Origin of the sequence: uncultured Desulfosarcina sp., assembly GCF_963664155.2 — a bacterium.
In the GTDB taxonomy this organism is placed as follows: Bacteria; Desulfobacterota; Desulfobacteria; order Desulfobacterales; family Desulfosarcinaceae; genus Desulfosarcina.
Map to the genome: position 1 here is coordinate 5,250,283 of NZ_CAXXXH010000001.1, position 18,791 is coordinate 5,269,073.

Annotated in this window: 19 protein-coding genes; 18 read left to right on the plus strand and 1 reads right to left on the minus strand. The window is 50.0% G+C overall.

What is annotated here, in order from left to right; translation table 11 throughout:
• Positions 1-133: 133 nt before the first annotated feature.
• On the plus strand, positions 134-1,786 hold the full coding sequence (locus ACHZBS_RS24005) for a UDP binding domain-containing protein (protein ID WP_319409020.1): 1,653 nt from the start codon (positions 134-136) through the stop codon (positions 1,784-1,786).
• Positions 1,787-1,924: 138 nt separating this feature from the next.
• Positions 1,925-2,137 carry a four helix bundle protein gene (locus ACHZBS_RS24010; RefSeq protein ID WP_319409021.1) on the plus strand — a complete coding sequence of 71 codons (213 nt, stop codon included), beginning with the start codon at positions 1,925-1,927 and terminating at the stop codon, positions 2,135-2,137.
• Between the two features lie 52 nt (positions 2,138-2,189).
• Here the strand turns inward: ACHZBS_RS24010 and ACHZBS_RS24015 are convergent, their stop codons facing one another.
• Complete coding sequence (locus tag ACHZBS_RS24015; protein WP_319408448.1) at positions 2,190-3,239, minus strand: IS481 family transposase; 1,050 nt, start codon at positions 3,237-3,239, stop codon at positions 2,190-2,192.
• A 455-nt stretch (positions 3,240-3,694) separates the two neighbouring features.
• Between ACHZBS_RS24015 and ACHZBS_RS24020 the strand changes: the two genes are divergently transcribed.
• From ACHZBS_RS24020 to ACHZBS_RS24095, 16 genes are all read left to right on the plus strand, one after another.
• A complete protein-coding gene (locus ACHZBS_RS24020) occupies positions 3,695-5,110 on the plus strand; it encodes a sugar transferase (protein WP_319409022.1) in 1,416 nt (471 codons plus the stop codon).
• Positions 5,111-5,348: 238 nt separating this feature from the next.
• Positions 5,349-6,683 carry an IS5 family transposase gene (locus ACHZBS_RS24025; RefSeq protein ID WP_319407203.1) on the plus strand — a complete coding sequence of 445 codons (1,335 nt, stop codon included), beginning with the start codon at positions 5,349-5,351 and terminating at the stop codon, positions 6,681-6,683.
• 22 nt (positions 6,684-6,705) lie between these two features.
• Positions 6,706-7,095 carry a four helix bundle protein gene (locus ACHZBS_RS24030; protein WP_319409023.1) on the plus strand — a complete coding sequence of 130 codons (390 nt, stop codon included), beginning with the start codon at positions 6,706-6,708 and terminating at the stop codon, positions 7,093-7,095.
• A gap of 123 nt (positions 7,096-7,218) precedes the next feature.
• Positions 7,219-7,524 (plus strand): transposase, encoded by a 306-nt coding sequence (locus ACHZBS_RS24035; RefSeq protein ID WP_319409024.1) that lies wholly within the window; start codon positions 7,219-7,221, stop codon positions 7,522-7,524.
• Entirely contained in the window at positions 7,521-8,378 is an 858-nt protein-coding gene (locus ACHZBS_RS24040; protein ID WP_319409115.1) for an IS3 family transposase, read from the plus strand. The genes ACHZBS_RS24035 and ACHZBS_RS24040 overlap by 4 nt, the downstream gene beginning before the upstream one ends.
• 160 nt (positions 8,379-8,538) lie before the next feature.
• On the plus strand, positions 8,539-8,964 hold the full coding sequence (locus ACHZBS_RS24045; RefSeq protein ID WP_319409025.1) for a nucleotidyltransferase domain-containing protein: 426 nt from the start codon (positions 8,539-8,541) through the stop codon (positions 8,962-8,964).
• Positions 8,954-9,382 (plus strand): DUF86 domain-containing protein, encoded by a 429-nt coding sequence (locus tag ACHZBS_RS24050; protein ID WP_319409026.1) that lies wholly within the window; start codon positions 8,954-8,956, stop codon positions 9,380-9,382. Before ACHZBS_RS24045 ends, ACHZBS_RS24050 begins: the two co-directional genes overlap by 11 nt.
• Before the next feature lie 236 nt (positions 9,383-9,618).
• Positions 9,619-10,311 carry a WecB/TagA/CpsF family glycosyltransferase gene (locus tag ACHZBS_RS24055; RefSeq protein WP_319409027.1) on the plus strand — a complete coding sequence of 231 codons (693 nt, stop codon included), beginning with the start codon at positions 9,619-9,621 and terminating at the stop codon, positions 10,309-10,311.
• A 61-nt stretch (positions 10,312-10,372) separates the two neighbouring features.
• Positions 10,373-11,794, plus strand: a complete 1,422-nt coding sequence (locus ACHZBS_RS24060) for a hypothetical protein (protein ID WP_319409028.1) — start codon at positions 10,373-10,375, stop codon at positions 11,792-11,794.
• The gene (locus tag ACHZBS_RS24065) at positions 11,769-12,737 is read left to right on the plus strand and encodes a glycosyltransferase family 2 protein (protein ID WP_319409029.1); all 969 of its coding nucleotides are present in this window, start codon (positions 11,769-11,771) and stop codon (positions 12,735-12,737) included. Before ACHZBS_RS24060 ends, ACHZBS_RS24065 begins: the two co-directional genes overlap by 26 nt.
• A 58-nt stretch (positions 12,738-12,795) precedes the next feature.
• Positions 12,796-13,818, plus strand: a complete 1,023-nt coding sequence (locus tag ACHZBS_RS24070; protein ID WP_319409030.1) for a glycosyltransferase family A protein — start codon at positions 12,796-12,798, stop codon at positions 13,816-13,818.
• Positions 13,815-14,330, plus strand: coding sequence for a hypothetical protein (locus ACHZBS_RS24075; protein ID WP_319409031.1), 516 nt, complete (start codon positions 13,815-13,817; stop codon positions 14,328-14,330). The genes ACHZBS_RS24070 and ACHZBS_RS24075 overlap by 4 nt, the downstream gene beginning before the upstream one ends.
• A gap of 130 nt (positions 14,331-14,460) precedes the next feature.
• Positions 14,461-15,516, plus strand: coding sequence for a hypothetical protein (locus ACHZBS_RS24080; RefSeq protein WP_319409032.1), 1,056 nt, complete (start codon positions 14,461-14,463; stop codon positions 15,514-15,516).
• Between the two features lie 623 nt (positions 15,517-16,139).
• Entirely contained in the window at positions 16,140-16,361 is a 222-nt protein-coding gene (locus ACHZBS_RS24085; RefSeq protein ID WP_394708054.1) for a hypothetical protein, read from the plus strand.
• A 188-nt stretch (positions 16,362-16,549) separates the two neighbouring features.
• Positions 16,550-17,512, plus strand: a complete 963-nt coding sequence (locus tag ACHZBS_RS24090) for a hypothetical protein (RefSeq protein WP_319409033.1) — start codon at positions 16,550-16,552, stop codon at positions 17,510-17,512.
• A gap of 129 nt (positions 17,513-17,641) precedes the next feature.
• Positions 17,642-18,613: a UDP-glucuronic acid decarboxylase family protein gene (locus ACHZBS_RS24095; protein ID WP_319409034.1), complete on the plus strand. Its 972-nt coding sequence runs from the start codon at positions 17,642-17,644 to the stop codon at positions 18,611-18,613.
• The last annotated feature ends 178 nt before the right edge of the window (positions 18,614-18,791 follow it).

The window sequence follows — 18,791 nt, forward strand, 5'->3', positions numbered from 1 at the left end:
AAAAGACCACAGCCTGTAGCCTAAACAACCTGAATCAGCGCTTCTGAAAGATTAAGTTCCAACGCCCGGCAATCAACCCACGACAACCGACGACCATTTTCCGATTCACTCTTTTCTTAAAAAGGAACCCTTTATGTCTGAAGCCACCGAAAACTATTCACACAGCCCGAACGGCGAGTCCTTTTTACTTCCATCTCCAGCGGATTACGAACAGGAGTGGTCGAGGCTCAAACAGCTTGCCCAAATCCATCGGGAACGTGGCAGGGAAATCGTAGTGGTTATGGGGGTCGGGTTTGTAGGGGCGGTGATGGCAGGTGTCGTTGCTGACTCGACGAACGAAACAGGCAGCCCGGGAAAGTTCGTCATCGGCATGCAACGCCCATCGACGCGATCGTATTGGAAGATCCCCTATCTTAACCGGGGAGTGGCCCCGGTGGAGGCCGAAGATCCCGAAGTGGCCCCGATGATCAAGCGCTGCGTCCTCGATAAAAAGACGCTGACCGCCACATTCAGCTACGATGCCTTGTCCCTGGCCGATGTCGTCGTGGTGGACGTTCAATGCGATTATCATAAAGAGACCCTCGGTGATGTGAGAAAAGGGCATGCGGCCATTGGTGCCCTGGAAAAGAGCCTGAAGGTGATCGGAGAAAAGATCGATCCCCGTTGCCTGGTCCTGATCGAAACCACCGTGCCCCCGGGCACCACGGAATACGTTGCTTTTCCCATCGTTAAAAAAGCCTTTGAGCAACGGGGCCTCGATGATGCAGAGCCGCTGCTCGCCCATTCATTTGAACGGGTGATGCCGGGGCGCAACTATGTCTCTTCCATCAGGGATTTCTGGCGCGTTTGCAGCGGGATAAACGATGTCGCCCGTGATAAAGTGGTCAAATTTCTCTCCGAGATCCTGAATGTTAAAAAATTTCCACTGACCGTCCTCGACCGGCCCATCGAGAGCGAAACCTGCAAGATCGTCGAGAATTCCTACCGTGCCGCCACATTGGCCTTTCTGGACGAGTGGAGCGTTTTCGCCGAACGCAACGGCGTCGACATCACCAAGGTGGTCGAGGCCATCAAGATCCGGCCGACGCATTCCAACATGATTTTTCCCGGACCGGGTATCGGGGGCTATTGTCTGCCCAAAGATGGCGGACTTGGCGTGTGGGCCTACCAGACACTCATGGGCTTCGATGACGACCTGTTCAAAATCACCCCCATGTCCATTGACATCAATGACACGCGGGCGCTGCGGCCGCCCCAGTTGGTCCGGGACGCCCTGCGCAACATGGGCAAAATCGTTCCGGTGTCCAGGATCGCCGTCCTGGGGGTATCCTACCGCCAGGATGTCGGCGACACGCGCTACTCCGGGTCGGAGATCATCGTGCGTAAACTGGTTGAAATGGGCGGAGAAGTTGTCGTCCACGACCCCTATGTCAAGCACTGGTGGGAATTCGAGAAGCAGGACACCTATCCTGCCCCGGGACACTCCTGGAAGCGTTTTTTCAGGAACCAGGACGATCTCGTCGACCTGCGCGTCGAAACCGATCTTGCCGTTGCCCTGGAGGCAGTGGATGCGGTGGTGCTGGCGGTCAGGCACAGCGCTTACCTGAATTTGAACCCGGACGAGGTCGTCGGGATGACCGGTCGGCCGGTGGCCGTCATCGACTGTTTCGGTATTCTCAACGACGACCAGATCAGCCGTTATTTCGAACTGGGTTGTGAGGTCAAGGGGCTTGGCCGCGGGCATGTGAAGAGGCTGAAAGATAAGGTCAGGTCACAGGTTAAGTGAAGCGAAAGGCGAGGGGCGAGGGGCGATAGGCTATGGGCTGTAGGCTATGGGCGATGGGCGAGAGAATGGTAGATAGAATTCAGGAGCCAGGAGCCAGGAGTCAGAATTAAAAGGCAGCCAGCGAGATGCTTTCAAGACTTGATCGTATGGCAGAAGGCGCATCAATTCGTCTTGTCGGTGTATCGCTATACGGCCGCCTTTCCTAAAACAGAAATATATGGGCTCACGTCACAATTTCGAAGAGCTGCGGTTTCAATCCCTGCAAATATAGCAGAGGGGTTTAAGAAAAGAACAAAACCCGACAAAGCCAAGTTTCTTAACATTGCCCAAGGATCCAATGAAGTGTCCTGAACGGAACTTGAGTTGACAGTGGTCAGAAACCTTCTGGATGTGTCAACGACAGTTATGCAGCATTTATTTTTTCCAGATTCTTTTCTTTATATCGCTGCTTGCCTTCAATGAATGTTTCCATTGGCGTACGACCTTTGCAGCGTTTTCCCTGATGGGTTCGTTTTGTATTATACTCGTCCATATACTCATCCAGGTCGATCTGTAAAGTCTCAAGATCACGATACAGCTTCTTTCGAAATGCCACACGGTAGAACTCATTCAGCACGGTTTGGTGGAAACGCTCGCAAATACCATTGGTTTGAGGGCTTCTGACCTTAGTTTTGGTATGGTCGATTTCGTTGAGTTGCAGGAACAACTCGTAAGGGTGTTTATCCAGGCTGCCACAAAACTCGGTTCCCCGATCCGTCAATACCCGCAATACAGGGACATTGTGTTCCTCAAAGAAAGGCAACACACGGTCATTGAGCGTATCGGCAGCGGTGACGGGGATCTTGGCCGTATACAGCTTGGCAAAGGCCACCGACGAATAGGTATCGACCACCGTTTGCTGATAGATCCGGCCGACACCTTTCAGATACCCGACATAAAAGGTATCCTGGCTGATCAGATAACCCGAATGTTGGGTTTCGATTTCATCCGGGTGAGATTCCCGACTGCGCTTGGCTGTTTCCAACGCCGTCAATTGGGCCTCGGTGTAAACAATGCCTTCTTTGGCTGCCCGCTCTTCAAGCGATGCCAGACGTTTTTTGAAAGTTTCCAGATCGTGCCGAATCCAGATGCTTCGAACACCGCCGGATGACACCAGAATGCCCTCTTTACGCAGTTCATTGGCAGCTCGTGCCTGACCATAAGCCGGATATTCAAATGCCATTTTGATCACGGCCGCTTCAATTTCAGGAGCAACCCGATTTTTGATACACGGCTTGCGCCGGCTTTTATCCTTGAGGCCTTCAAGGCCGTGCTCTTCATACGCTTTTTTAATGTCGTAGAAATGTTGGCGGGAAACGCCGTTGATGCGGCAGGCCTGGGAAACATTCTTGAGGTATTCGGCCAGTTCCAGTATGCTGAGTTTAGCTCTTGCGATTTTGTCTTGGGTGGTCATGATGTGCCTCCTGTTTTAGATTGTTTGGCGACAATCCAGAAGGTATCTGACCACCCATTTTTTAGCAAGGTGTCAAGTCAAGTCCGTCCTCATACAAATGAAGAATGTCGGTATTACCTAATCCTTTCAAATGATTTAGCATATGGTGATAGTTCGCCTTTAATTAAACAACACGAAGAAGTCAGCAAGCTGCTCGAATCGTACTTATCTTCGCTCCTGAATTCTGACTCCTGAATTCTGACTCCTGACTCCTGAATTCTGGCTCCTGACTCCTGAATTCTGGCTCCTGACTCCTGAATTCTGGCTCCTGGCTCCTGACTCCTGCATTCTGACTCCTGACTCCTGAATTCTGGCTCCTGACTCCTGACCTCAATAACATTTTTTCTTTAAAACTATCCCCAATCTGAACAGCTAAGTTCGCATAGCATCATTTCTGATTAATGAGGAAAACCCCCATGTACGACGACAGAACAGTAGAACTCGGTCGCACACTCTTTCTACTCGACATCCTGTTGACCACCGGTGCCTTCATCATGGCGGTCTGGATTCGCGTGTACTGGATGGCGGACGGAGGAGACGTTGACTTCTATTCGCACCTCTATTTCATCCCGCTGCTGCTGGCCCTGGTAGTCGGCTTTTTGTCCTATTTCGACGCCTATAAGGGGCCGTCGGAAATGCGGGCCTTGAAATACATCTGGGCGGTGTTCCGCGGGGTGGCCCTGTCCATCGGCGTGCTGCTGGCCCTTTTGTTTTTACTGCGTATCCACTACGTCAGCCGGGCCGTCATCATCGGTTTCTCCGGGTTGGCCTTCGTGGCTCTGGCCGGTGTGCGTGTCGTTGTGCGGCGCTACTTCGTTCGATCCATCAAATCCGGGGCCACCTCCATCCGGGCCATCATCATCGGTACCGGCGAACGGGCCAAAGAGCTTTCGCTGAAGCTGCGCGAACAGGCCGAGTGGGGCATCAAGATCATTGGGCACCTGGACCCGGATCCGCAGCGGGTGGGCTGGGAGATCCTGGGTGCGCCGGTGATCGGCACTATCGACGACATCCACCGGATCCTCAAAGAGCATGTGGTCGATGAGATCATCATCGCCATTCCCCGCTCCCTGCTGGCCGATGCCGAGCCCATCGCCTATGCCTGCGAAGAGGAGGGCATCAAGCTGCGTTTCATGGCCGACGTGTTCAGCCTGAACGTGGCCCGTGTGCGCCTGACCCAGGCCGGCGACCTGCCGCTGCTGAACCTGGAACCCGTGGCCCAGGACGAGGGGGCCCTGTTGTTCAAGCGTTGCTTCGACTTGGTCGTTACCTTATTGTCCATGCCGGTCGTGCTGCCGATCATGGGGATCGTCGCCCTGGCCATCAAGTTGGATTCCCCGGGTCCGGTTTTGTTCATCCAGCAGCGCGTCGGCCTGAAGAAACGCCTTTTTCCCATGATGAAGTTCCGCTCCATGTGCGACCGGGCCGAGGACAAGCTGTGCGAGATCGAGCATCTGAACCAGGCCGAGGGGCCCATCTTCAAGATCACCGATGATCCGCGCATCACCCGCGTGGGCCGTTTCATCCGCAAGACCAGCCTGGACGAACTGCCCCAGCTGTTCAACGTCATCCGCGGCGAGATGAGCCTGGTCGGCCCGCGGCCCATGTCCATCCGCGATGTGGACCTGTTCGACAAGGGCATCCAGCGCAAACGCTTTTCCGTCAAACCCGGTCTGACCTGCATCTGGCAGATCTCCGGGCGCAGCAACCTGCCCTTTGACAAGTGGCTGGAGCTGGACCTCCAATACATTGAAACCTGGTGCCTATGGCTGGATTTCAAGATTCTCTTCAAGACCATCCCGGCGGTGCTGTTTCCAAAGGGGGCGTGGTGACAAGCAACTGAAGGTTGCTTGTCCGTTGGTTGAGTTAATTGAGTTCGTTGTGTTCCTTGAGTTCATCGGATTGACAACCCAACAAACCCAAATAGCCCAAGAAACCCGATAAACCCTATATAGTCGGTCCTGAAAAAGCATTTATCCACCAGAAAACATTAGAAAAATTACCTATTTTGTGCTATGTTATTTGCAAGATTACAATCCTTTATCCACTCTTTTCTTGCAAATTTCTGCCATGAAACCCAAGCAATCTGCACACAAAAACAGGCAAAGGGATCTGTTCCGACCTGAGCTCACGAAAATCATCGATCCCGGACATGGGCTAGTAAAACTAGCAAAAGTGGTCAATTGGGATCGCATGGACGAGGTGTTCGGACAAACCTACTGCCCGGACAACGGTCGGCCAGGTGTCAGCACCCGGTTGATGGTATCGTTGCACTACCTGAAGTTCTCATACAACCTCAGTGACGACGATGTCGTTTCCGGATGGGTAGAAAACCCCTACTGGCAGTATCTGAGCGGCATGCAGTTTTTCGAGCACGATCCGCCGATCGATCCGTCCAGCATGTCCCGATGGCGCAAACGCATCGGCGAAGCAGGAGCCGAAGAACTGCTCAAAGAGACCATTGCCGCCGGGTTAAAGATCAAAGCGGTCAAGCCCCACCAGCTCAAACGGGTCAACGTGGACACGACCGTGCAGGAAAAAGATATTCGTTTTCCCACCGACGCCCGCCTGTATGATCGCGCCAGACAAAAATTGGTTGATGCCGCCAAGCAGCGTGGCATTGCGCTTCGCCAAAACTACAATCGCAACGCCAAGCAGTTTTTAGCCCAGCAAAGCCGCTATGCGCATGCCCGCCAGATGAAACGGGCCAGACGGTGTACCCGGAAACTAAAAACCTATCTGGGCCGGGTGATCAGAGACATTGAAAGAAAATCCCAGCATCCGGATGAAGCGTTAAAATCACTGCTTACCATCGGCACCCGCATTTTCCACCAGCAGCGCAAAGACAAGAATAAGATCTACAGTGTTCATGAGCCGGCGGTAGAATGCATTAGCAAAGGTAAAGCGCACAAGCGCTACGAGTTCGGCTGCAAAATCAGTGTAGCGGCCACCAGCCGTGGCGGTTGGTTCGTCGGTGCCAAGGCGGTTCACGGCAATCCTTATGACGGCCACACGTTAAAAGATGCCCTCAAGCAGGTCGAACAGATTGCCCACCCCCCCGAGCATGTGTTCGTGGACATGGGCTACCGCGGTCACGGATACTCAGGCAAGGTTGATGTGCATGTCGACAAACGACGACGAGGAAGAACAGCCAAGAGCCTGTGGCGCTGGATGAAGCGTCGGGCGGCCGTTGAGCCTGGCATTGGACACCTGAAACAAGAACATCGAATGGATCGATGTCGCCTGAAAGGAACCCTTGGCGACTGCATCAATGCGATCTTAAGCGCAGCCGGAATGAACTTTAGGAAACTGCTGCGCTGGGCAGCAGATTTTTTGTACCAGTTTTACTTCCGACTTCTATTTTATCAAAGATCAGATACCTTAACCGGTATAGTCATAAAATGACTTTTTCAAGATCGACTATATAATGAAAATCAACCGTTTTGAAGATATTGATGCCTGGAAGGAATCAAGAAAGCTGGTTAATAGTGTCTACGAAGCCATTAACCATAGTCCCCGGTTCAATAAAGATTTCAGGCTAACCAATCAGATTCAAGGCGCAGCAGTTTCCGTCATGAGCAATATAGCCGAGGGCTTCTCCCGCAGGAGTAATAAGGAGTTCATACAATTTCTATTCATTTCAAAAAGTTCGGCGGCTGAAGTCCAAAGCCAAATATACGTTGCATTGGACCAGAATTACATAACCCAGGATGTCTTCGACAAAATATACAATCAAGCCGAACTGATCTCAAAAATGGAATCAGGGTTCATTAAATATCTGTATAGCCAATTCAAAAAACCCAAAAAGTCAAAGTAACCCAACAAACCCAACAAACTCCATGAACCCAACGAACCCAACGAACCCAACAAACTGGCTCTTCTCAAAATAGTGGACACACCGAACAGCCAAGTTGTATGAGGCTACAGGAGGTGTTCCACCATGGGGAAAAAACGTATCGATAAAGAATTCAAAATTGAAGCTGTAAGACTGGCGTCGGAACCGGGCAACACGCAGTCTGGAATCGAACGTGATCTGGGCATCAGCCAGGGAATCATAAGCCGCTGGAAGCGTGAGCTGTTTAGAGACGGGGACCAGGCCTTTCCGGGAAAAGGCCGCCTGAAACCCGATGACGATGAGCTACGGCGTCTCAAGCGTGAAAATGAACGGCTTCGCAGGGAGCGTGATATCTTAAAAAAAGCCGTGGCCATCTTCTCGGAAGATCCGAACAGGTATTCGGATTCATAGACGAGCACCGCACGCGATGGCGTGTGGAGGAGATGTGCCGGGTCTTTGCTGTGTCTCGCAGTGGCTACTACCGGTGGCACGGTCGTCCCGAAAGCCGCCGGTCGATCGAAAACAGACGTCTGGATGCCCACATCAAGGCGATCTACATGAAAAGCAAGCGGCGCTATGGCAGCCCAAAGATCACGGATGATCTCAACGAAATGGGATTCCCGGTCAGCAAGAATCGTGTCGCCCGAAGGATGAAAGCCGCTGGTCTTCGCTCTATCGTTCGGCGCAAGTACCGGGCGACCACCGATTCGAAGCATTCCCATCCGGTCGCGGACAACCTTTTGCGGCGGAATTTTACGACCGATGGACCGGACAAGGTGTGGGTGTCGGACATCACGTACTTGGCCACAGCTCGCGGCTGGCTTTACCTGACGGTCTTTATCGACTTGTTCTCGCGCATGGTGGTCGGCTGGGCGCTGAGCGGTTCGTTGAGCACCGAAATGGTGCTTACGGCCCTTAAGCGAGGCCTCCGTAGCCGTCGCCCGGGTGCCGGGCTGGTCATCCACTCGGATCGCGGTGTTCAGTATGCCAGCAGGGATTTTCGAAAGGTATTGAAGAAGCATCATTTTGTTCAAAGTATGAGCCGTAAGGGTGACTGCTGGGATAATGCCGTAGCCGAATCGTTTTTCGGAATCATCAAATCGGAACTGATTAACCACGAGCGTTTCAAGGGCCCTCAGGACACCCTGAAGGCGATATTCGAGTACATCGAGATCTTTTACAATCGAAAACGCAAACATTCGACCTTGGGCTACAAAACGCCTGCCGGATTTGAACAGGCTAAGAAGTCAGCAGTTTGCTTTTAACCGTGTCTACTTTTTTGGGGAAAATTCAAACTCAACAAACTCAACAAACTCAACAAACTCAACAAACTCAACAAACCCAACAAACCCAACAAACTCCATGACCCCAACAAACCCAACGAACCCAACGAACCCAACAAACCCAACGAACCCAACGAACTCCATGACCCCAACAAACCCAACAACAACCATCGGCAACTATTTCAAAGACCGCAAGGAGGTCGTGGCAGCCTATCTTTTCGGATCCCATGCGGCGGGAAAGGAGCGGCCGTTCAGCGACGTGGATGTCGGCGTTGTGCTAACCCATCAGGATCAAGCTGAAGCCTTTCAGCTGCAAAGCCAATACACGGTTGCGATGGGAAGGAAGCTTCGCAAGGACATTCATGTGGTGGTCATGAATACGGCCGGTGAAACCCTGCTTAAACAGATCTTTCAAAAGGGCGTCTGTGTTTGCGTGAACAATCCATCCGTTCTTGCCCGGTTCAAGATGATCCGTTTTTCGATGATCGGCGAGTTCGGCTACTACCTGGACATGACCCAGGCCGGTTTCCGTCGAAAATTGATAGGAGGAAAGTCGCATGGTCGATAGAGATTTGATCATGGCCAAGGCCGGTTCAGTCAGGCGGCATTGCCAGAGAATTCGTGATAAAGCCAATGTCGATATCGAGGTGTTCAATACTGACCTCGAACGGCAGGAAAGCATCATGTTCAACCTTCAGATGGCCGTCCGGAATTGCATTGACCTTGCCGCGCACATCGTCAGTGAAGAGGGGTATGGCGTGCCCGGAAGCAGCAATGAGATGTTTTACATGCTGGAAGAAAATCACCTGATCGATCGCCCGTTAACCGAAAAAATGGTCAAGGCGGTGGGCCTGCGCAATCTGATGGTTCATGAATACGCCAAGATCGATTTGAATAAGATTTTTCATGTCGTCCAAACGGAAATCAACGATCTGGAGGAATACATCAAAGAACTTATCGTGAAGACCGCTTCCAGTCCGCACTGAGCTGCTTTAACTCAACAAACTCAACAAACTCAACAAACTTTAGCCAGTGAAACTTTTTATCCCGTGAAATCGCGCAGCGAGCATCAGCATTTCACCTGGGACCCGAAGGTGACAGCGCAGCGAATTTCACCGGGCCAACAAACTCCATGAACCCAACGAACTCAACAAACCTATTTAACCCCCTAACCCAAAAACCCCGTTACCCCCTCTTCGATCTTCCCGTGGACGACCTCACCATGGAAGAGACAAAGCAGTTGATCCGTAATAGGGCAGGGGAAAAGCGCAGCCTGGTGATGTCGACGATCAACGTCAATTGGGTGGTTGAAGCCTCGCGTAATCCATCGTTTCGTCAAGCCATTTTAAATAGCGACATCGTCGTTTTGGATGGCAAGCCACTGCTTTGGTTGTCGAAGCGGAAAGGCCATCCGATAAAGGAGGTTGTGGCTGGTTCTTCCCTGATTCAAGAGCTACTTGTGGACAAAAATACGAAAAACCCTTTGACGATATTCTTATTTGGCGGGGAGGGTGACATAGCCCAACAGGCCATGGATCGTATTAACAGCATACATGGCGGATTTAGGGCTGTGGGTGCCTTGAATCCTGGTTATGGTTCGGTTGAGAAAATGTGTTCGGATGAAATTATTGATGCCATTAACCAAACAGAACCGGACATCCTTCTGGTGGCCTTGGGGGCCAAAAAAGGCACCCAGTGGATCGAGCACAACCGGCAACGATTGAATGCCGGGGTTGTCAGTCATCTCGGCGCCACGATTAATTTTATGGCCGGAACAGTTCAGCGTGCCCCTTTTTTAATGAGAAAGTTGAGCATGGAGTGGGTCTGGCGAATATTTCAGGAGCCAAAGTTGTTTAGTCGGTATGCGGGGGATGGGTTGATTTTATTGCGGTTGTTGATTGGGCGGTCATATTGATGGCATCCTATGATTTTATATTTTTAGTAGGATCGAACATCGATAGGGGCCCAATCGACAAATGAATACGACGATGCTCGTTCCCTTGATGCTGTTTGGATGGGTCCCTTTTACAATTTTCCTTTTTTTTCGCTTGGAACCACATCGTGCTGTTCTTTTTTCGGTGATCGGCGGATGGTTGTTTCTGCCAACGACCGGGTACGACCTTCAAGGCTTGCCCGCCTATTCAAAAAGCATGGCCATTGCACTGGGGCTTGTGCTTGGCGGGCGGCTGTCCGGCCAACGCCGTGTTGCCTCATTTAAATGGACGATCTACGATCTTCCCATGATTCTTTGGTGCCTTTGCCCGATTCCATCATCGTTGACCAATCAGCTTGGTTTATACGATGGATTATCAGGAGTGCTCAACCACATTATCGTTTGGGGCGTACCTTATTTTGCAGGGCGAATCTACTTTAACAATATGGATACCTTGAAGGACCTGTGTTTGGGGATCGTCATTGGCGGCCTGCTGTATGTGCCGTTGTGCCTTTACGAAATCAGGATGAGCCCGCAGTTGAACAATATATTTTATGGTTTTTTCCAGCACGAATGGGTGCAGCACAAAAGATACGGCGGATGGCGGCCCATCGTATTCATGCAACATGGACTGATGGTGTCTCTTTGGATGGCGATTTCATCCACTGCAGCTTTTTGGCTGGGACGAATCGGGGTAGTCAAACACATCAAAGGAATTTCAATCACAGTCTTGTCGATTGCACTGATTATCACGACGATCCTGTGTAAATCAGCCAACGGTTGGGCCATGTTGGTCCTTGGCTGTGGCGGCTATTTAGCATTCTTACATTTTAAATCCGGAAAGCCATTTCAAATATTTCTTCTACTGGTGCCGCTTTACATTTTCCTTCGGATTTCAGGTGGTGTCAGCGGCGCGCAGGTTCTTTCTCTGGTAGATCCCGTTTTTGACTTGGACCGTACCAGTTCTCTTGGAATACGCTTGGTTCAGGAGGATCTGTTTGTCGACAAAACCATGGAACACCCCCTGTTCGGTTGGGGGCGGATGGGGAGAGGCTGGCCAAGGATCGAGTGGTCCGGCAGCAAAGCGGTAAAAATGATCGATGCCCTCTGGCTTATCGTATTCAATTTAAATGGTTTCGTCGGTATTCTCTCATGGATCTCGATGATGCTGATCGGCCCCTGGATGGTTTTACATGCTTTCAGGAAACAACAGTTCGACACAGCTTTTTCTCATTCGGGGCCAATTCTGCTCAGCCTCATCTCCATCATGTTTATGATAGACAGTCTGGCGAACGGGATGATTAATCCGGTTTACATGATTGCTTCCGGGGGGCTTCTGGGATCGTATCTGAATCAAGGCCTTTTTCATGAGACCAGAAGGATCAAACCCACCAATCGAGTCCCAAAGAACAAAGAAAAGTGCATTTCAGGTGATATAAGTGGGTTTGGCCGTCATAATCGTTAATTATCGTACGCCAAAGCTGGTTCGCGATTGCCTTGAAAGTATAATGGATGAAATAGAAGATCTTCAGGGTGTTGCGGTGGTTGTGGATAATAACTCCGGAGATGGGTCGGCCGAATACCTGTCGGAAACTATAAAAAAAAATCGTTGGGAGAAACGTGCGACTCTGTTACCCCAGGAAAGAAACCTTGGTTTTGCTGCCGGCAACAATGCCGCCATAAGGCATCTTTCTGCCATCGGTAAGTTACCCGATCACTTGATGCTTTTGAACCCTGACACTGTTGTTCAAGAGGGTGCAATCAATAAATTGGTCCGTTTTCTCAACAAAAAACCCAAAGTGGGTATCGTCGGTGCCCAATTGGAAAACAATAACCGGGTACCTGAATCCTCTGCACGCCGGTTCCCGTCAGTATGGAGCGAACTGGAAAGCGGGGCGCGACTTGGGGTGTTGTCCCAATTGTTGACAAATTATAGAGTCGCTCTTCCTATCATGGGCTGGCCTTTTCGCTGTGATTGGGTTTCCGGGGCCGCTATGGTTGTTCGTCGGCAGGTTTTTGAGAGAATCGGTCTAATGGATGAAGGCTTTTTCCTTTATTTTGAAGAACTCGATTTTTGCCATCGGGCTCACAATGCAGGATGGCAAATTTGGCTTGAACCTGTATCAAGAATTGTCCACCTGGAAGGGCAGGCCACCGGCATCCAAAAAAAACGCAGCCGCCGGGGTAAGTATTGGTATGATTCTCGTCGGCGCTATTGGATGAAACATCACGGATTGTTGATCCTAATCTTGGCTGATTTGTTGTGGGGAATAGGCCGCCTAAGTTTGTTGATGCGTGTAAAGCTTGGCTTGGGTGGGGATGTCTCGTGTGACCCACTTCATTTTTTTCGAGACCTTATTGTCGGTGATGTGCGAGCGCTTATGAATGGTACTGGTAGAACAATATGAAATCCGGCTCTGGGGATTTTAATCCATTCGCCGGATTACACTAAACAGGCTTAGAAACGTGGAATCGACAGGGATTGTAATCATTGGGCGCAATGAGGGTGAGCGACTCAGACGCTGCCTTCTTTCGGTTGTTAACCGGAAGGGCCTCATGGTGTATGTTGACTCCGGGTCTACTGACGGCAGTGCGCGATTGGCAAAAGAGATCGGTATTAATGTTGTCGAGCTTGATGATCGTGCGCCGTTTACCGCCGCCAGGGGACGCAATAAAGGTTTTGCATACTTAATGACGGTTTCACCAGATATTGAATATGTTCAGTTTATTGATGGTGATTGCGAGTTGATAAACGGTTGGCTTGAATCCGCCCAAGAATTTTTAGAACAGAACAAAAATCACGCTATAGTTTGCGGACGTTTACAAGAACAACACCCCGAAAAATCCGTTTATAATCGCCTGTGCGATATGGAATGGAACGGGCCGGTTGGTGACATTGGCCATTGTGGCGGTATTTTCATGATAAGAAAAGATGCTTTCCAAGGTTCGGGAGGGTTTAACACAGAGCTAATTTCTGGTGAAGAGCCCGAGCTATGCTACAGGCTAAGAGCTGAAGGATGGAAAATACATAGATTAGAAAAGTTAATGGCCTTGCATGATTCCGCAATCATGAACTTCTCTCAATGGTGGAAGCGGATGATACGTGGAGGCTATGGTGCCATCGATGTTGTCCACCGTTTGAAACAGTCCGGTAATTTAAAAGAAAGAATTCCATTTGCCCGTCAAACCCAAAGTGCAAGAATATGGACATGGGGTTGGCTTGCCGCATCATTTTTTTTGATATTATCTGGAATTATGCTCGCCGGTATGGTGGGAGGTATGATCGGCATGGCGGCAGGAATTGGACTCTGGTTATGTCAGTGCGTTCGCACAGCGCGCAGACCTCGCGCACTGGGGGCATCTTGGCCAGATGCGCTGCTTTATGGAGTGCTTACCATGGTCGCAAAGTGGCCGCAAATAATTGGACATCGGCACTATTTTCATAACGTGAAAAATAAAGCTAAGAGTGAGAATATCGAATACAAATGAATCCCGCTTCTCCTATTTCAAACTTCAGAGCAGATCGTGACCGGTACCCAATACATGCTTTTTTAAGAGAACAGTCAATTTGGGCTATCGCTATTTATCGATTCGGCCGATGGAGCGATGCACGAACAGGCGGTCCGATCCGCTGGATGTATAACCGGATCTATTGGTTTCTCTATCGTATCGTGGAAACGCTCACTGGGATAAGCTTCATAAAAACTTGCGAGATCGGCCCTGGTTTGCGCATTCACCATTTTGGGAACATTTTCATTCATCCTGATGTAAAAATCGGCGCCCAATGTACACTTAGACACGGTGTTACCATAGGAAACCGAATCGAAGGCGGCCCTGTACCGGTGATTGGTGATTCCGTGGATATTGGCGCCTACGCTCAAATATTAGGAGGCATCAAAATTGGGAGTGGTGCGAAAATTGGAGCCATGAGTGTTGTTTTAAACGATGTCCCGGCGAAGGCCACTGCTGTAGGCATTCCAGCACGAATTTTGCGCAAGTGATTATTCTGATGGATAATTCAAAGTATCAAGCGATAGGGAATATTTAGCCGACTTATTACTTCATCCACGAAACAGGAATAGGCATAAAAATATTGGCGTCCTCTCTTCGGATATACTTTAAGGATAAAAAATGAGGTCCAAAAAAGATATTTTGCGTAACCTAATCGGCCGTGAAAGCATCAAATTGCTCCTACGGCCGATGCTCAGATGGAAATCTCTCGATGACCCCATTGAAGGATACTCCATAATGTTGGGTGTGCCGTGGGCATTGCGGCACTTGCTCAAGGTGAATTTGGATTTTATATCCCGCACCGATTTAACTCATTGCCATCGAATTTGCATTGCTTTCGATCGAAGGAGGCAACCCGGGTATCTTGAAATTATCAGTGAAACTCGGAATGCCTTTCCGGAGTTGCCACTATCATTCAATCATTATGCCGCATTGCCTGGATTTGTAGTGGAGAAGGTCAACGTTTCAACGTTTTACAATTCGTTGAATTGTGCCACTTTATTGCCAAATATTGAGACCCGCTATGCAATTCTGCATGATTTTGACCTTTATCCGATTGTCCCGGAATACTTTGAATCCGTTTATCGTAGTATCAGGACACACCAGTGGCATTTTTGCGGATTAGAAAAAACAAGATTCGACGGTTTAACCGATCAGGATAATGTGTTTGGTACCTGGTGCTTAGGAATGGATGTAAAATGGTTAAGGTCAAAATTCCATCCCATCGACATATTCCATAGGGTAAAGGACTTAGAGGGGAGACAGATTTCACTCGATCCATTTTCCGCCATAGAATTAGGCACATCTCGGCGAGGCCCGATAGATCATCTGGATGGGGGAGCTTGCTGTCATGTCAAAAATCTTTGCAGCACTTATTTGCGGTTTACCACCGGAAGACCTGCGGTTATTGTTTGGCGCCTTCATTATCTATGGTATCTCGAATTTCTCAGCGGTGAACCCCAAAACCTTTTATCTGCAATTGAGGCAATGGAGAACGCAAAGTCATCGCTGCTTCAAATAGGTGATTATCGCGCTGATTTTTCAGATGCTGATCCAACTTGTGCTAATGTGCTCCGCAATGAATTGATGCATATGGAGACCGCATTGCACGGCGCCATGAGACCTGAAATCAATCGATATATTGTTGCTTTTGAAAAATTTTTAAATAATAGCTGAAAATGATTGGCATGGCGGCACGACTAATGTGGTCCGCTCCCTTTGGGGGAAGGGCCTTGTCCCCTTTGGAGGGAATAAAGCCGCGAGTTGCGCTCTTAGGATGCGGATTCTTTTATTTTCCAGGATCAGGCACAGACCAACTGTTGGCTCGCGCCGAATTTTCATTGGTCGAGCATGGGTTGGATGACTCGAAGGTGTAGCAGTAATTGACTTTCAACATAAGGAAAACAGAGATGAGTCGCCACGCGGAATTGATAACTGAGCATGCTCCAGGTTCTGCTCCTGTTACAGGCTCAACAAACCGCAACCCTCCAGAACTGTCCCTTTGGTCACTGCTGTTAGAGGATTTGCGCACACATGATAACAATCCATTTGAACAAGGATTTTGGGCCATAGCCTTGCACCGGCTTTGCAACTGGCGTATGAACATTCGACCAAAAATTCTGCGAGCTCCATTTTCACTGCTTTACCGCATCGCTTTCAAGTGGGTCGAATGGACCTGCGGGATCAGTCTATCTTACACGGTAAAGTTGGGGCGTCGAGTTCGGATCTGGCACCATAGTGGCATTATTGTCAATACCAAATCGATTGGAAATGATGTACATATAAGACAAAACACGACTATGGGCGTTACCAGTCGCCATCGGCTTGGCGTCCTACCGACAATAGGAGACCGCGTCGATATCGGATGCAATGTATGTATATTGGGACCCGTTACGATTGGGCCGGACGCAATCATCGGGGCTGGAGCGGTTGCTATCCAAGATGTCCCTGCCGGCGCAACAGTCGTCGGCTTTCCCGCTCATGTCGTTGGTCAGCCTTCCGCTCCTTCCTCGCATAATTAAACATAGCAACCATAACCTAAAATTCCTTTCACTCATGATAGGCATGATATCAGATGAAACGATTCCCCTTCGTTAATTCAGGCAACAGCGACGTAGCGGATAATCCATCTCGCCCCCCTATATACTTCGTGGCCCACCATCTCCGCCGTCGTTGGCCGGAATTGAAAAGCCCGACTTCTTGGATGAGAATGGAAGATGTCCCGGCACCGCGATGGGCACCTCTTGAAAATATCTGGATAGTTTCTACATACCTGAGACTGCGAAAAGCAGGTCAGGATGTCCGAATCATTGACCGGCCTGTTGCGGACGCTATCAACGTCTGTTGTGACGAGAAGGCTGGAGTCCAAGATAGGACAGGTCGGGCGTTTCTGGTTCTAACACAGGGTGATCGCGATCCATTGCCATGGGCGGATTATCGCTTCATCCAAAGCCCTGAGCAACAGATGGATGGTAATTCTAAATTAATCAAACATTGGCCCCAACCGGGATTGTTGGGGCGGGATTCCAATCGGGGCAATCGCCTTGACCGGGTGGGATACATCGGACCTGTAGAAAATCTTGCTGGTCCTTTTCGGACCGAGGCTTTCCGGGACCAACTGCGAAATCTTGGTGTGGAATTCGTAATTAGGGACAAACCTGCCCACTGGCATGATTTCACCGACTTTGACGCTTACCTTGCAGTAAGGGATTGGCCATGGCGTCTGATCCGCACTAAACCGTGCACAAAATTAGTTCATGCGTGGTTGACCGGGGTCGTAGGATTAATGGGGCCTGAGCCAAGCTATCAGTACTGGGGCCGTGATGGGGAAGACTTTTTTCAAGTGAAATCTCCTGATCAGGCAGTCGCAGTGATCCGTCACTTAAAGAGTGATCCTGAACTTTATGCCGCGGTTCAAAAGCGTGGTTTTATCAAGGGTCAGGATCACAACGAGCATGCAGTAATCCAGCAATGGATTGAGGTCTTGAATGGCCCAGTGCGAGAGGCTTTTGCGCAATGGCAAAAGGTGGGACCCTGTGCCTGGCAAGCACGACGGATAAAACGGCAATGGCATCGTTTGATGGCACCACTGGACCAGAAGATTTTCACCCTCAAGAGCCGTGGAATGCGGGCGGTCGAACGAAAACTTGGTTTGGGCCAGGCGGGACGGTAATCATTTTGCCATTGATCTCCAGCAATATAAGAAAAATTTATGGATCTGCCGGTCAGGAAGAAGCATGCGTATGTGCATAGCTACTAAGCACTATTGAAGGAACTAAAAAGTCAAAAAAGGAGCTCTTAATTGAAAAATCCTCTAAGAAAGCAAATCCTGATTACGGGCGGGGCTGGCTTTATCGGTTCTCATCTATGCGAACGGCTATTGGCTGATGGACATGACGTTATCTGTCTTGACAACTTCTTTACCGGTGCAAAGGACAACATCGTCCATCTGCTTGACAACCCCCATTTTGAGCTGTTGCGTCACGATATCACCTTCCCGCTTTATATCGAGGTGGACCAAATTTTCAATCTTGCCTGCCCCGCCTCACCCATTCATTATCAGTTCGATCCGGTTCAGACCACGAAAACCAGTGTCCATGGCGCCATCAACATGCTGGGGCTGGCCAAGCGGGTCAAAGCCAGGATTTTTCAGGCTTCAACTAGCGAGGTGTATGGCGACCCTCAAGTCCATCCCCAGCCGGAAAGCTACTGTGGCCATGTGAACCCCATCGGCCCGCGCTCCTGCTATGATGAAGGCAAACGCTGCGCCGAAACGCTCTTTTTCGATTATCATCGCCAGCACCAGTTGGAAATCAAGGTGGCTCGCATTTTCAACACGTACGGGCCGCGAATGCATCCCAATGACGGACGGGTTGTTTCAAACTTCGTCGTCCAGGCACTGTTAGGAAAACCGATTACCATTTACGGTGATGGCAGCCAGACTCGCTCTTTCTGCTATGTGGATGACCTGGTGGAAGGTTTTGTCAGGCTGATGAACAGTCCAGCGGATCTCACCGGTCCCGTTAACCTGGGTAATCCCGGAGAATTCACAATCCGCGAATTGGCCGAAAAGGTGGTGGCGATGACCGGATCCAAATCCGAACTGATTTTCCAACCATTACCGATGGATGATCCGAAACAGCGCCGACCGGATATCGGCCTGGCTCAGCAGGCCTTGGGGTGGAAGCCGCAAATAGCGCTGGACGAGGGCTTACAAAAAACAATAGCCTACTTTGCCGACCTTTTAGAAAGAGGAATAATCAGGTCCTTTTAATTAATACCATGTTTTTTCACACCCCGAAAAGCTATTACTTATCACTACCGCGTGTCGAGCCAATTTTTAGGTCAAGATGGATAATATTGGGAAGATTAGATACATAGACAAGCTGATACACAGCTACCGGGGAAGCAGAGTTGTCACCCCGACAATCTGGAGTTCTTTTCCGGAGAAA

Excerpts from the sequence above, each read along its gene's own strand:
- ACHZBS_RS24005 (WP_319409020.1), top strand. The coding sequence starts at position 134 with ATGTCTGAAGCCACCGAAAACTATTCACACAGCCCGAACGGCGAGTCC.
- ACHZBS_RS24015 (WP_319408448.1), bottom strand. The coding sequence starts at position 3,239 with ATGACCACCCAAGACAAAATCGCAAGAGCTAAACTCAGCATACTGGAA.
- ACHZBS_RS24020 (WP_319409022.1), top strand. The coding sequence starts at position 3,695 with ATGTACGACGACAGAACAGTAGAACTCGGTCGCACACTCTTTCTACTC.
- ACHZBS_RS24025 (WP_319407203.1), top strand. The coding sequence starts at position 5,349 with ATGAAACCCAAGCAATCTGCACACAAAAACAGGCAAAGGGATCTGTTC.
- ACHZBS_RS24030 (WP_319409023.1), top strand. The coding sequence starts at position 6,706 with ATGAAAATCAACCGTTTTGAAGATATTGATGCCTGGAAGGAATCAAGA.
- ACHZBS_RS24035 (WP_319409024.1), top strand. The coding sequence starts at position 7,219 with ATGGGGAAAAAACGTATCGATAAAGAATTCAAAATTGAAGCTGTAAGA.
- ACHZBS_RS24045 (WP_319409025.1), top strand. The coding sequence starts at position 8,539 with ATGACCCCAACAAACCCAACAACAACCATCGGCAACTATTTCAAAGAC.
- ACHZBS_RS24050 (WP_319409026.1), top strand. The coding sequence starts at position 8,954 with ATGGTCGATAGAGATTTGATCATGGCCAAGGCCGGTTCAGTCAGGCGG.
- ACHZBS_RS24055 (WP_319409027.1), top strand. The coding sequence starts at position 9,619 with ATGGAAGAGACAAAGCAGTTGATCCGTAATAGGGCAGGGGAAAAGCGC.
- ACHZBS_RS24060 (WP_319409028.1), top strand. The coding sequence starts at position 10,373 with ATGAATACGACGATGCTCGTTCCCTTGATGCTGTTTGGATGGGTCCCT.
- ACHZBS_RS24075 (WP_319409031.1), top strand. The coding sequence starts at position 13,815 with ATGAATCCCGCTTCTCCTATTTCAAACTTCAGAGCAGATCGTGACCGG.
- ACHZBS_RS24080 (WP_319409032.1), top strand. The coding sequence starts at position 14,461 with ATGAGGTCCAAAAAAGATATTTTGCGTAACCTAATCGGCCGTGAAAGC.
- ACHZBS_RS24085 (WP_394708054.1), top strand. The coding sequence starts at position 16,140 with ATGGGCGTTACCAGTCGCCATCGGCTTGGCGTCCTACCGACAATAGGA.
- ACHZBS_RS24090 (WP_319409033.1), top strand. The coding sequence starts at position 16,550 with ATGGAAGATGTCCCGGCACCGCGATGGGCACCTCTTGAAAATATCTGG.